The sequence below is a fragment of the Pacificispira sp. HM-600 genome (assembly GCF_977993705.1).
This window is the reverse complement of sequence record NZ_OZ388079.1, coordinates 3,352,035-3,364,705: the sequence shown is the minus strand read 5'-3', so window position 1 is coordinate 3,364,705 and position 12,671 is coordinate 3,352,035. Positions and strand designations below refer to the sequence as shown.

The following is a 12,671-nucleotide window of genomic DNA, read 5'->3' as shown; positions in this document are numbered from 1 at the left end:
GTCTTCCCCTACGACCTGTGACACGTGTGTCGGCGACTGCTGTTCGGTTGTGGGCCCATTATTGCCCATCGCGTAAGGGAATCACAACACTGTGATTCCGCGGCGCGCCGCCGTTCCGTAAATCTGAAAGGAAGCACGGCCGGATAGAGGCCACCTCGACTCGCGAAGCACGGGTCGAGGCGCGATTTTCCTTTCACATTTACGCGCTTAGGCTGAACGTCGTGTCTGCCGTTTCCGTCATCATCCCCTGGCGCCCCGCGCCCTCCCGCGTGACCGCTTTCGAGGCCCTGACGAGCTGGTACGCGCGCGAGTTCTCCGAGTTCACGGTCCAGACGGTGGACACGGGCGACGACGTCTTCGTGCTCGCGGCATGCCGGAACCGGGGCATCGCCGACGCGAGCCTCGATGACGTGGTCATCATCAACGACGCGGACACGATCCCCGAGGCCGATGCACTCCGAGCCGCTGTTGCTGCCGCGCGGACGAGCGGCCTCGTACACCTGCCATACACCGCCTATCACTGGCTCGGTGCCACCGGCACCGCACAGTACCTGGCGGGGATGGACCCACAACAGTGCGAGTTCGAGCTCGTCCGCGGCGCGTGCTCAGGCGTGTACGTCACGACTCCGCGCACGTGGGAGCGGCACGGAGGGCAGGACGAGCGCTTCCGCGGGTGGGGGTACGAGGATGCCGCGTGGAATCTCGCGCATCAGACCCTCCTTGGCAGCCCACCTCAGCGCCACGAAGGTCGCGTTTACGCCCTGCATCACGTCGCCGAGACACGAGCTGGCGCCCGGTTCGACGCGAGTGCCGCGCTCATGGAGCGCTACCGGTCGGCGGACGGCGATCCCGAAGCGATGCGATCCCTCGTGAGCGAGCGCATTGCCGCCAGCGCCTCGTAGGCGACCTCGGGTCCGGGCCGAGCGGTCTGGCCTTCGGCTATCCGTCGCAACAGGGCGCGGTCGACGTCCGATCCTTCCACCCCGTCCCGATCCGCGTCCCCGGTGAGCAGCACGCGGAGCGCGTCCGCGAGTTCCTCGGGGCTTGCGGAGTTCGGGTCGAGCGCGACGCCTACCCGCGCGCGCTCGATGGTCGCGGCGCCCGCGAACTGATCCGTCGAGAAGGGCAGCACGAGGATCGGCACGCCGCTTCCGAGCGCCTCGGTGACCGAGTTGTTGCCGCCGTGGTTGACCGCAACCGCCGCGCTCTTCAGCAGCCGCACCTGCGGCAGATGGGGACGCACGAGCCATCCGTCTGGCACGTCGCCGAGCGCCTCGCCCGGGGTTGCACCGGTCGCGATCGCGGCTCGCACGCCCACACTGCGGAGGGCCTCGGCAACGCGCGCGAGAACGTCGTCCCGAACGGAGAGGAAACTCCCGAAGCTGACGTAGACGTAGGGTTCGTCTCGAGCGATCCACTCGAGGATGTCGGGGGCAACGGCTTCTTCGCGGCGCGTCGATCCGAGGAAGGCGTGCGGCGGGAGCACCCGCCCCTCGATCGCGGCCAGCTCGGCCGGATAGTTGTACAGAATTGTGCCGCCCTGGGTGCCGCCGTGGGTTGCGAAGGCGTCGTCGACGTCGGCCGACCGACCGTCCAGTTCGCGCGCAGCCCGGTTCCACTCCCCCGTGAAGCCTGCGGCCACCCGGTCGCAGAGTTCACGCAACTCGTCGAGGTCCTCCTGCGATGGCGCGAATGCCCTCGGCCAGTACGGCGGGTAGCCGTAAACCTCCCCCGGGACCGGCAGCGCGCTCGGATGCCCCAGCACGACGTCGCCGTACGGCACACCCGCGGTCTGCAATGCCATGCGAGCGCTGAAGGCCAGGTGGTCAACGAGGATCGCATCGGGGCGGACCTCGTCGACGATTTCGAGCACGCGCCGACTGCGCCCGACGGGATCCCACATCAAGTCGGTAAGCCGCTCCTGTGCCTGGTAGCGCAGGGTCTGCGTCATTCCACGGCGCGTCGCGTCGAAGAATCCCCGCAGCGAAGCGCCCTCGTCGCGCGGTTGTTCCTCGGCGCGAATCACACCGGGGTTCGAGCCCCGCCCCAGTGTCAGATCAATCCGCTCCAACCCGAAGTCGGCGACGATTCCCGCCGTCGACGGGCCCGTCGCGACAACCACGCGCTCCCCCGCATCGCGCCACCGTGTTGCCAGCGTCGCGAGGGGAAGCAGATGCGAGGCGTAGTCCGGGCTGATGACGAGCAGCGTCACCCGAGCACCCCCGCGGCCCGGATCAGCTCGGCCTCTTCCCGCGCCACGCCGCCGTAGACGGGGCCGAGTGCCGAAGCCATGCCCTGGATCGTGAAGCGTTCCCGGACCATGTCGTGCGATCGCTCCGACCGCGACTCGTCGCGCTCGGCGGCGATGTCGAGCGCTTCGGCGATCGCCTGGGTGAGCCGCGCCACGTCCCACGTCTGCGTCAATACCCCGGTATCACCGCGCGTGACGTAGGTGGCAGGGCCGCCCCCGTCGGGCGCGACGACCGTCAAACCGGTGGCCATGGCCTCGAGCAAGGCGATCCCGAATTCTTCCTTCACGCTCGCACACACGTAAACGCCGCCCGCGGCCGCGAGGCCCGGAAGACCGAAGCGGACGGCGGCCAACCATCGCGCCGCGACGTCGTTCGAGCGGTGCCCAGCCAGCACGAGGCCGCGCGCGGCGCGATCCGCGTCAGGCACGATCCGCGCGATGCGCTCGAGCTGCTCGCGTTCGTCGAGCGACGGGCGTTCGAGGTCACCGCCGATGATGAGCAGATTCGCACGATCGGCCAGCGGCCCGCTCGCCCAGGCCTCTACGAGGGTCGCCATGCCCTTGACCCGGTGCAGTCGCCCGACACTCACCAGCAGCGGAAGTCCGCGACGCTCGGCGGGCAGCTCTTCGAGCAGGGCGCGGAGCGGCTGGACCTCGGGCGGGACGTCTTCGCTGGAGCCCGATCGCACCTCGGCAACGGCCCGCTCGACGACCTCGAGGTCGACGCCCTCGGCGACGATCGTGTGCCGTTCGGGGTGCGATGCGATGTCGATGCCGACCAGATGCCGCATGTCTTCTTCGAGCTTCGGACGGGGAAACAGCACGGTGTGCGCCGCGTTGGATGCGAGGCTCTGCACGAGCCGGGCGCGGAACCAGAAATGTTCGCGCATGTCGACCTCGCCGAAGTCCGATCGGTGCAACGTTCCCGAGAGGTCCATCGACTGGATCACCGCGTGCGGATCGGGGGCCACCGTGAACACGACGGGGATGCCGAGTTCGCGTGCGACGTCCGCCGCGGCAAGACTGCCCACGTCCGCCATCCGCAGGTGCAGCACGTCGATGCGACCGGCGGCACGGAGGATGCGTCGGATGCCACGGCGCGCGGGCACGCGCAGCGACCACGCCGCCGCGGACGGCACGGGCTGTTCGGCCAGCGGGACCCGACCGTAGACGTGGCCATCGCGGTCCATGCCGATGACGCCGAGGTCGATCACGGCACGTTCGCGCGGGCCACGCGACAGGGTCACCACGCGTTGGACACCCGTCGAGGGATCCGCTACCAGGGCATCGCCCAGGCGCACCAGCAACGTCGCGATTCCACCGTTGTCGCCGACGCCCGCCGACGTGAGCGACGGATCGATGTCGGCGTGCAGAAAGAGCTGTGCCACGGTCAGCGGGCCGGGCGTTGGTGCGGATCCGTTGCGGGCAGGGCCGACCGCGGTGCGCGCAGCCGCGAGGTCCACGAGCGCGAGGCGCGCGGCATCCGCCAGCTCATCCTCACCATCGGCCAAGTCACCGAGCAGCAACGCAGCCTCCGCCGAGTGTGCGCGCTGGCCGAGCGCCGCGACGGCCGCGATTCGCACCGTGCGCGGCTCGTGCGGGTCGCTGGCGCAGATGAGCAGCGTTCGCGCAGCGATAGGCGCCCGCACAAGGCCCAGAGTCTCGACGAGGCGCGTGCGGGACGGCGCATCCTGAATCCCCAGAAGAGCCGACTCGATCGCGACCGCGAGCGACTCGCCGATCGTGATCGACCAGTTCTCGAGCGTCCTTTGCGCGAGCATGCCCGAGAAGCCGCCCGCTGCCACGATTCCGAGCAGCCGCCCGATCGCATCGAAGCGCGGCAGACCCGCGCCGAGCGCCCACGCGGCATGTTCACGGATGAAGCCGCGTTCGTCCGAGAGCAGCCCACTGAGAGCTCGGGCCGCCTGCTCGTCGTACATCTCAGCCAGGGCGTGCACGGCCGTGATGGCCGCGACGTCGTCTTCGCTGGCAAGGGCCTTCGCCAGCAGACGAAGGGTACGAACACCAGGGTCGCGTCCCGCTTCGAACGCAACATCGTCCGCGAGCCGGATGGCGTCCACGATTCCCGGGGCGGCGTACACCGCGTCCATGGCCGTCTGGATGCCCATCGTCGTCTCCTCCGCGCGCGCGAGTTCGTCCGAACACAGTCGTCCGAATACAACCGCATGCCGATCGTAGCCCGCGCGAGTGACATCGGACTCGGCTGGCGTCGGCCGACTTCGGAGGCTAGGCTCCGGTGCTCGTGCGGCTTCTCTCTATCGGCGATATCGGCGTGTCAGACGGCATGATGCACATCGGTGACGAGGCGATGGTCGAGGCCCTCCGCGACGAGATGCACGCTCGCGGCGTCGAGCTCGTCGCCGTGTCCGCCGAGCCGGCCGAATCGGCCGCGCGGTACGGCGTCGACGCGGTTCCCCGCATCGGATTCGCAGTCCTCAACCGTGACGACGCGGAGGACCGGATGCGCGAGGTCGTGGCTGCGGCGAAGCATCCGTCCCTTCTCGGGACGGATGATCCCGCGCGGGCGGTCATCGAGGCGATAGCCGACACAGACGGGGTCGTCGTCGCGGGCGGCGGTAACCTCGCGTCGCGCTGGCCGGTGCACATCTATGAGCGGGCGACGTTGGCCCGGATCGCCGGCGAACTCGGGCGTCCCGTGGTCATCACGGGTCAGACATTCGGTCCGGACCTCGAGCCGCACGATCGGACGCTGCTGTCTCGTGCCCTGCAGAACGCTCGCCTCGTCGGAGTCCGCGAGAAGACATCTCTGGCGCTGGCGCGTGAGCTCGGCGTGGTTGCGCGCCTGGGCGTCGACGATGCCTCGTTCCTGGGCGACCGCGATCCCGGCGCGGATGAAGACGCGGACGCCCCGCGATCGGGAGTGCTCGTGAGCCTCTCGCTCAGCCTGGGCGGTGCTCCGCGCGACGAGACCGTCGCCGGCATCGCCCGGCTGGTCGATCGGGCGGCCGAGCTGACCGGTGAGTCGGTCGCGTTCCACGCGCACTTCGGCCGCCTGGACTCCGCGGCTCCCGCCCGCGGTGACGCCGTGCTGCACGATGAGGTGCGGGCGCAGATGTCGGCACCGTCGCGGGTGATCCCCACCGGCGACCCGCGCGCCGCGGCCCGCCTCGCGCGGTCGTCCGCGCTGCTGATCACCGGTCGCTACCACCCGGCCGTGTTCGCCGCACCTGCGGGCGTACCGATCGTCGGGCTCGTCGCTGACGACTACACCCGCATCAAGCAGCTCGGTGTACTGGGACACTGGGGTCAGGACGGCATCGCACCGCTCGCGGACACCGCTGGCGCAGGCGCCGCGGTGCTCGACCAGGTCTGGTCAGCGCGCGAACGGATCGCCGATGCCGCGGCCGAACGCGAGCCCCGCAACCGTGCAGAGGCGGCGCTGTGGTGGGACAGGGTCGCGAACGTCGAACGCTGAACCGCGTATGCAGGCACGACGCTCACCCAACTCGTCTCACCACCAGGGTTTGGCCGGTCCTTCACGGTGGCACGCCCATCCCGAGAACGGCCGGGGGTAACATGACGACAAGGTCGAGCCGCGTATCGAGGAGCTATGAAGCCGTCACCTGTGCGTCGTGATCGCAAGTTCTACACGAGCCTTGCGTTGCATCAGGCCGTACAGCGTCACCTTAGTGAAGATCCGGAGCGCGTGGTCCAGCTCGGGATCGAAGGTGCGAACCGCGTCCTTCCGCATACGCGGGGAGGTGCGCGCGATCTCGTATCGGAATGGCTGCGATTGCTGCGAAGCCGCGACGTAGACGGCATCAACGCTGTGCTGGCCGGCGACGACGAGTACGCGGTAGAGATGCGGAATCTCGGGGTGTTCTTGGGTGTGCTCTCAGAGGCGGAGCGGCGCACTGTCCTCGACGAAGTCTACAGCCGTAGCGAGTACGCGCGGTGAACCGTTCAGAACTGGAACGCGCCATTCGCGCCGCGACACACGTTGTCATGCGCGACAAGGTCATTATCATCGGTAGCCAGAGCGTTCTCGGAACCTGGGACCAGGACGAATTACCCGCCCTAGCCACGCTTTCGAACGAAGTCGACATCATGCCGCTCGACGACGATGATGCGGAGACGATCGCTCGTCGTCTGGACATCAACGGGGAGTTGAGCATCTTTCACGAGACGCACGGCTTCTATATCGACGGCGTGGGGCGGCGAACCGCCACTCTGCCCGACTTGTGGGAAGAACGGCTCGTCGAGGTACCAACGGAAGGGCCGGACGGCGCGGCCCGTTTGGGACTCTGCCTCGAACCACACGACCTGTGCGTCGCCAAGCTCGTAGCGCATAGGCAAAAAGACCGTGACTTTGTTGGTGCGCTGCTCGATGCGGATCTGATCGATCCAAACATCCTGCTCGAACGCTTGACGAGCACCCATCTCGCCGACGGCGGCAACCTCGACTACGCATACAGGTGGGTTCTGGACCGCGTCTTGCCGCGTGAGGCTACGTAGCAAACACGAGAGCGCGGCAGACTTGAGTATGCGTTCAGTAACCCTCCCTAACGGGGTACAAGTTTCTTGCTATGCCGACATCGACGTTGGTCTCGATGTCATAGCGGAAACTGAGCGTCCGGGAAACGTGCGCCTCACTTACCAGCGACCTATTCGAGGACCTCGTCGTTGACAAGCTGGCATCGCACGTGCAAACCGTATCGCTGCGCCGACGGCCGATGTCAAGGCCACCTACCCTCGGCGATTAGCCGGCCCGGGGAGTCTGCGGCGCTAACCCGATCAGGTACGACTATCGTCATCGAAATGCCGCGAACATCAACGGTCCAACTTTTTCAGGGCTGGGTCGCGTGCTTGCTAGGAGTAGGGCGGGTGGGACTTGAACCCACGATCGTCGGGTTATGAGCCCGCTGCCTTGACCAGCTTGGCCACCGCCCCGTAGGGAAAAGCCTAGCGTCCGTCAGACGAGAGGATCGGGACCCGCGCCATCGTCCATCGTGGGTCGCGGTGAAACACTGCTGGATGTCGATCCCCCGCGGAGGATCGGGAACTCCTGGCTGTGCGACAGAACCTGCGGATGGAAGCGCGCCAGGGTGATGACGCCCCACACCGCGATGGCCCCCGCGATGGCGAAGCCGATGAGAGCCCACAGTGGCGCGGCGCCGCCCTCACCGAGCACGAGCAGACCGATGAGGACCGCGACCATCGGGTCGATGACCGTCAGGCCCGCGATCACGAGGTCGGGCGGGCCGGACGAATACGCGGTCTGGACGAAGTAGGCGCCGAGACCTGTCGCCGCGAGCAGCGCGAGCAGACACACGAATGTCAACCACTCGAAGTCACCGGCCTCGACCCGTTTGATGACGACCTTCGCGAGCGTTGCGACGAAGCCGTAGACGACGCCCGCACTCAGGATGTAGAACAACGCCCGCATCCGCTTGCGCAGCAGGATCCACAGCGCGATCATGACGACGAGCACGACGCCCATGATCACGAGCACCGTGATGAGGTCGCTCTCGCTGAGCGGCCGCTCGGTCGCGAAGATCGCGGCGATGATCACGAAGATGAAGATGCCGCCGACGCACGCGACGATCGCCATGAGCGATCGCCTCGTCGGCGCCAGGCCGCTCACACGCGAGTTCAGCAGGGTCGTGATGACGAGGGCGATCGCGCCCAGCGGCTGCACCACGATGAGCGGTGCAACGGTCAATGCACCCAGCTGGCAGAGAATCGCCATCCCGAGCATCAGTGTGCCAACGACCCACGAGGGGCGCGTGATCAAACGCGACATCTGCCGCATCGTCAGCCCGCTCGCGCCGTCCTGCCCGCTCAGGCGCTCGACTTTCTCCACACCGCGGTGCTGATACAGAGCGCCGAACGACATGAAGACCGCGCCGGCCAGAGCCAGCGGGATACCCAGGAGCAGGCCTGGATTCTGGAAAGCGCCGACGAGCTGCTCGCCGACTTCTTCTACTGATCCCACCCACATCACTCATCGACACTAACCGAGGCAGATGCCGATGGGCCGAGGCGCTCCGGTTAGGCTCGATACGTGGCTGTGCTCCCGATCGTGATCCTGGGTGATCCCGTCCTTCATTCCCCCGCAGCTCGCGTCGGTGTCATAACCGACGAGATCCGGACTCTCGTCGCCGACATGCACGAGACGATGGACGTCGCACCCGGCGTCGGACTCGCCGCCCCGCAGGTGGGGGTGCCGCTGCGGATCTTCGTGTATTCGTACGAGGACGACGAGGGGGCGCCTTGGCGGGGCGTCGTGATCGACCCGGAGCTGTGGATCACGTCGCCGGAGCCCGGTCATCCCGATCCGGACGACGAGAGCGAAGGGTGCCTGTCGTTCCCCGGCGAAAGGTTCCCGCTGCGCCGCGCCGACCGCGCCATCGTCACGGGAACGGATCTCGAAGGCGCGCCCGTCCGACTCGAGGTCGATGGCTGGCGCGCACGCATCCTGCAGCACGAATTCGATCACCTCGACGGGATTCTCTACGTCGACCGCATCGGCGACGCCGACGCGAAGACGGCCGCCAAGATCGTGCGCAAACGCGGCTGGGGCGTGCCCGGGCAGTCGTGGATGCCCGGCGTCGACGACCTCGACGCATAGGGCGAGCCGCGTAGGCCGAGCCGCGTGGACCGCGCCTCGCGCCCATCGCCGAATCGCGCGTAGGCTCGAAGAGTGGAAGAGGTACGGATCGAACGACGCGCGAGCCTGGAAGTGCTCCGCGCCGAGGCATCCGAAGAACTCGGCGTCGTCGTCGAAGAGCGCCTTCGCCATGGCGAAGACCCCTGGGCCTTCATGGAAGAACTCCCCACGGTCGATGAGCTCGTCGTGCACATGCTGCGTGCCGACGCGATCATCGCGGACGGTGGACGGATGCCGACGCACGTCCGCCACTATCGTGTGCTGCGCCAGATCGCGCTTGAGCACCCCGCCCTAACCAGTACGGTGTGGCGGATGCTCGGCGAGGACCCACTCGCCCACCGGGGCTCCGGCGGCTAAGCGGCCGGCCGGGGAAGTCGACAGATCACGGTCGTTCCCACGCCCACTTCGCTGCGCAGCTGCACATCCCCGCCGTGGGCCTGGAAGATATTGCGGACGATGTGCAGACCGAGCCCGAAGCCCTGGATCGCCTGTGCCCGGGCCGCCGGGGCCCGGTAGAACGAGTCGAATGCGCGAGTGATTTCGGCCCGCGACATCCCGGGGCCCGTGTCGGTGATCCGCAGCTCGATCGCGTCGCCCTCACTCGAGAGGCGCACCACCACGGGCATCTCTTCGGAACCGAACTTGATGGCGTTCGTGAGAAGCTCGCCGATCGCCTGCGAGAGACGCCGCGGGTCCACGTCGGCTTCGATCCCTCCGGCGTCGGTGCCGAAGCGAATGACCCGACCGCGATTGCGCGGCGGAAGACGATCGACGCACTCCTCGACGAGCTGTCCGACATCGACCCGCACAGGATTCAGGTCGACACCATCGTCGCTCGCCGCCATGAGTTCGGCGATGCGCGTCGTGAGGCGCTCGATTCCCCGCCGCACCGTGTCGAGCCGCTCGGCCAGTCGCGGAGGAAGCTCAGGGTCTTCCTCCAGCAGATCCACGTAGCCCACAGCCGCCGTGAGAGGCGTGCGGAGCTCGTGCGAAGCCGTGCGCAAGAACTCCTCGCGAATCTCGATCGCCTCGGCAAGCTCGGTGACGTCGTACATGACCGCCACGGTGCCGAGCAACTCCCCGGACGGCCGCCGCACGAGACTGGTCGAGGTGATCATCGCGGACTGCTTGTGCGCCGGTCCGATCCACGCGAAGTCCTGCTCCACAACTTCGGCTCGGAGCCCCCGTTCGAGTGGTTGTGCTTCCGGCGGGATGGGGGTGATCCGATCCGCCCCGTACATCCTGTTGCCGCTGTACTGCTTCGCGTCGAGATCGAATCCGATTGCGGCGGCAGCGTCCGCGGCACGATCGTTGGCGATGAGCTCTCCGTCGACCGCGAAAAACGCCACACCGGCGTTCACCGTATCGAGGATGCTGCGCACGATGGCTTCGCTGTCCTGCGCCTCTTCGAGCGCGGTCTGCTGAACGGAGAAGGCCTGAATGAGCCGCGCGCGGCGGGTTCGCAGTTCGTCGGCCGCGAGATTCGCCAGGATGGCGATCCCGATGACGAGAACCGGCAGCGTCAGCACGTTGAGCCACTCGAGCGAGGACTGCGGCACCGTCCACGCTGCGAGGTAGGGGAACACGGCGATGAAGATCGTGCCGCCGACCGCGGCGAATATGACACCGCGATTGAAGCCGTAGGCGAGCCAGAGCACGGGGAAGATCGCCAAGATCTCGACCGAGGGTACGTAGGGGAACAGTGCGGCCCGGACAAGAGCGACGCCGATGACGTCTGCGAGGGCCAGCACGACGAGCCCGGGAGCGGTGACCTTATGCCACGGAACGAGGAGGCCCACAACGCACGATGTCACGATCATGAGGCCGCCGGCGATGAGGAACGCATCACCGCGCACCTCGGGTACCACGACCCACCCGCTCGCGATCACAAACGTCGTGCCGACCAACAGCGGTAATTGGGCGCGAACGAATACCAGAAACCGTCGTTGGCGGATCGTGCCCCGCTCGAACACATCCATGGTGCGCACGAGAATAGACCGATTCGGCAGGCTCGGACAGCATTTGGGCTCGCCGCGCCGCCAAACCGTGTCAAACGAGCAGGTACAGAGCGCCGACGATCGTCAGCGCGATGACGATGCGTTCGAACCAGGTTTGGTTGATCCGCCCCGCGATCAAGCGCCCACCGAATGCACCGACCAACACCGCCGGGACGAGGACCAGATCCATCAACAACGTCGCTGGCGTGATCAGCCCCAGCCCGAACATGATGGGGAGCTTGGTCAGGTTGACGAGCGCGAAGAACCACGCGGCGGTGCCGAGGAACGCCATCACGCGGAACCCGGACGCGAGGAAGTACATCGACATGACCGGGCCACCGGCATTCGCGACCATCGTGGTGAATCCCCCGAGCGAGCCGTAGGTCGCTGCCGCCGGCCAGCGCGCACCGTCCACAGCCGGTTCGCCCCGCCGCGCGTAGCGTCGCCACAGCGTGACCGCGATGAGGACGAGCAGGATGACCCCGATCGTGCGGCGCACCCAGGAATCGTCCGCGACGACGAGGAAGATCGCGCCCAACACGAGACCCGCAGCGACCGCGGGGACCAGCCGACCGAGAGCTCGCCAGTCGGCGTGGCGACGGTAGGCCCAGAGCGCAAAGATGTCGCCCACGATGAGCAGAACGAGCAGGGTGGCGGTCGACTGCTTCGCCGGCAGGATCGCTGCGAAGATCGCCACGGCCAGGGTGCTCGCGCCGGGCAGAGCAGCCTTCGACAACCCGACGATGAGGGCCCCGATCACCAGCAGAACCCAGCCACCTGCAGCCAGTTCTGTCACTGCTCCCCCACTTGGACTCGAACCAAGAACCTATCGGTTAACAGCCGATTGCTCTGCCAATTGAGCTATGGAGGAATGCGCCCGACTCGCGCCGGGCAACCCCACTATCCTAGCAAACCCGAACCGTCCGCAACGACACCTGCACGTCAGGGCGCGACCAGCCACGGGTCGGCATTGGCGCCCGGCGCCCACGCCAGACGATCGTGTGGTCCCTGCGCCACGATGTGTCCGTGCTGCAGCACGATGACGTCGGCATTCAGCACACTCGCGAGCTCTGCGTCGTTCGACACAGCCAGCGTTGCCATGGAGAAATCAGCCGCACGCTGACGGAGCGCAGACAGGACGGCCGATCGGGATGCGACGTCCAGGTTCGCGAGCGGTTCATCCGCGATCAACACACGGGGCTGCAGCACGAGGGCGCGCGCGAGGGCGACACGCTGCCGCATCCCGGCGCTCAATTCGTACGGAAACTGCGTGGCCACCTTCAGCGGTAGGTGCATCTCATCGAGCATCGACGCGACCACGAGCGCGAGCGCGCGTTCAGCGACCTTGCGGTCGCGGCTCGTGATCGGTTCGGTGATGATCTCGCCCGCCGTCAACCGCGCGGGTAGATCCGCGCCCGCTCGCTGCGGCAGATACCCGGTGTAGTACATCAGCGAACGCTTCGCGCGACCGGGGTGACGAATGGAGACGCCGTCGACGAATGCCTGGCCGCCCACGACCGCGAGGTCGTCGGTGCCGCGACCTGCGAGAGCTACCGCGAGACTCGACTTACCCGACCCCGTCGAACCCATGACGACGAGCGATCGACCCGGCAAGATTTCGAACGAGACGCCGTCGACCGCGCGACCGCCACCCGGACGAGAACCGGACGTGTGCGCCAGCGAAAGATCCTCCGCAAGAATTGCGAACGGGATGTCTCGACGCCGGGCCATGCTCTTCATCATGCCCCGGATCATGGGCCCGGGGCGGGAA

12 protein-coding genes and 2 tRNA genes are annotated in these 12,671 nt (G+C 67.4%); 6 read left to right on the top strand and 8 right to left on the bottom strand.

The window, feature by feature from the left end; translation table 11 throughout:
* The first annotated feature begins 221 nt into the window (after positions 1 to 221).
* Complete coding sequence (locus tag ACXZ1E_RS16075) at positions 222 to 902, top strand: hypothetical protein (protein ID WP_458041435.1); 681 nt, start codon at positions 222 to 224, stop codon at positions 900 to 902.
* Here ACXZ1E_RS16075 and ACXZ1E_RS16070 read toward each other — a convergent pair.
* Positions 827 to 2,212 (bottom strand): glycosyltransferase, encoded by a 1,386-nt coding sequence (locus tag ACXZ1E_RS16070; protein WP_458041434.1) that lies wholly within the window; start codon positions 2,210 to 2,212, stop codon positions 827 to 829. The two genes, ACXZ1E_RS16075 and ACXZ1E_RS16070, sit on opposite strands and share 76 nt — an antisense overlap.
* Positions 2,209 to 4,380, bottom strand: a complete 2,172-nt coding sequence (locus ACXZ1E_RS16065; protein WP_458041433.1) for a glycosyltransferase — start codon at positions 4,378 to 4,380, stop codon at positions 2,209 to 2,211. Before ACXZ1E_RS16065 ends, ACXZ1E_RS16070 begins: the two co-directional genes overlap by 4 nt.
* A 134-nt stretch (positions 4,381 to 4,514) precedes the next feature.
* Here ACXZ1E_RS16065 and ACXZ1E_RS16060 point away from each other — a divergent pair, with 134 nt between their 5' ends.
* From ACXZ1E_RS16060 to ACXZ1E_RS16050, 3 genes are all read left to right on the top strand, one after another.
* Positions 4,515 to 5,708, top strand: a complete 1,194-nt coding sequence (locus ACXZ1E_RS16060) for a polysaccharide pyruvyl transferase family protein (protein ID WP_458041432.1) — start codon at positions 4,515 to 4,517, stop codon at positions 5,706 to 5,708.
* Positions 5,709 to 5,843: 135 nt separating this feature from the next.
* Positions 5,844 to 6,191 (top strand): hypothetical protein, encoded by a 348-nt coding sequence (locus ACXZ1E_RS16055; protein ID WP_458041431.1) that lies wholly within the window; start codon positions 5,844 to 5,846, stop codon positions 6,189 to 6,191.
* A complete protein-coding gene (locus ACXZ1E_RS16050) occupies positions 6,188 to 6,748 on the top strand; it encodes a DUF6036 family nucleotidyltransferase (RefSeq protein WP_458041430.1) in 561 nt (186 codons plus the stop codon). Before ACXZ1E_RS16055 ends, ACXZ1E_RS16050 begins: the two co-directional genes overlap by 4 nt.
* A 361-nt stretch (positions 6,749 to 7,109) precedes the next feature.
* Here the strand turns inward: ACXZ1E_RS16050 and ACXZ1E_RS16045 are convergent.
* Both ACXZ1E_RS16045 and ACXZ1E_RS16040 read right to left on the bottom strand, forming a co-directional pair.
* Positions 7,110 to 7,183, bottom strand: a tRNA-Ile gene (locus tag ACXZ1E_RS16045).
* Positions 7,184 to 7,205: 22 nt separating this feature from the next.
* Positions 7,206 to 8,234 (bottom strand): DMT family transporter, encoded by a 1,029-nt coding sequence (locus tag ACXZ1E_RS16040; RefSeq protein WP_458041429.1) that lies wholly within the window; start codon positions 8,232 to 8,234, stop codon positions 7,206 to 7,208.
* Positions 8,235 to 8,297: 63 nt separating this feature from the next.
* On the opposite strand from ACXZ1E_RS16040, the gene def reads away from it, so the two are divergent.
* A complete protein-coding gene (gene def / locus ACXZ1E_RS16035; RefSeq protein ID WP_458041428.1) occupies positions 8,298 to 8,864 on the top strand; it encodes a peptide deformylase in 567 nt (188 codons plus the stop codon).
* A 72-nt stretch (positions 8,865 to 8,936) separates the two neighbouring features.
* Positions 8,937 to 9,260, top strand: coding sequence for a tryptophan synthase subunit alpha (locus tag ACXZ1E_RS16030; protein ID WP_458041427.1), 324 nt, complete (start codon positions 8,937 to 8,939; stop codon positions 9,258 to 9,260).
* On the opposite strand, the gene ACXZ1E_RS16025 is transcribed toward ACXZ1E_RS16030, so the two are convergent.
* The 4 genes from ACXZ1E_RS16025 to ACXZ1E_RS16010 form a co-directional block, all read right to left on the bottom strand.
* Positions 9,257 to 10,882 carry a sensor histidine kinase gene (locus ACXZ1E_RS16025; RefSeq protein WP_458041426.1) on the bottom strand — a complete coding sequence of 542 codons (1,626 nt, stop codon included), beginning with the start codon at positions 10,880 to 10,882 and terminating at the stop codon, positions 9,257 to 9,259. The genes ACXZ1E_RS16030 and ACXZ1E_RS16025 overlap by 4 nt on opposite strands.
* A 70-nt stretch (positions 10,883 to 10,952) precedes the next feature.
* Entirely contained in the window at positions 10,953 to 11,696 is a 744-nt protein-coding gene (locus ACXZ1E_RS16020; RefSeq protein WP_458041425.1) for a sulfite exporter TauE/SafE family protein, read from the bottom strand.
* Positions 11,697 to 11,698: 2 nt separating this feature from the next.
* Positions 11,699 to 11,771 (bottom strand) — tRNA-Asn (locus ACXZ1E_RS16015).
* Positions 11,772 to 11,842: 71 nt separating this feature from the next.
* Positions 11,843 to 12,643, bottom strand: coding sequence for an ATP-binding cassette domain-containing protein (locus ACXZ1E_RS16010; RefSeq protein ID WP_458041424.1), 801 nt, complete (start codon positions 12,641 to 12,643; stop codon positions 11,843 to 11,845).
* Positions 12,644 to 12,671 lie beyond the last annotated feature (28 nt).

Coding starts and splice junctions, on each gene's coding strand:
- ACXZ1E_RS16065 (WP_458041433.1), bottom strand. CDS start 4,380: ATGGGCATCCAGACGGCCATGGACGCGGTGTACGCCGCCCCGGGAATC.
- ACXZ1E_RS16040 (WP_458041429.1), bottom strand. CDS start 8,234: ATGTGGGTGGGATCAGTAGAAGAAGTCGGCGAGCAGCTCGTCGGCGCT.
- ACXZ1E_RS16025 (WP_458041426.1), bottom strand. CDS start 10,882: ATGGATGTGTTCGAGCGGGGCACGATCCGCCAACGACGGTTTCTGGTA.
- ACXZ1E_RS16055 (WP_458041431.1), top strand. CDS start 5,844: ATGAAGCCGTCACCTGTGCGTCGTGATCGCAAGTTCTACACGAGCCTT.
- ACXZ1E_RS16010 (WP_458041424.1), bottom strand. CDS start 12,643: ATGATGAAGAGCATGGCCCGGCGTCGAGACATCCCGTTCGCAATTCTT.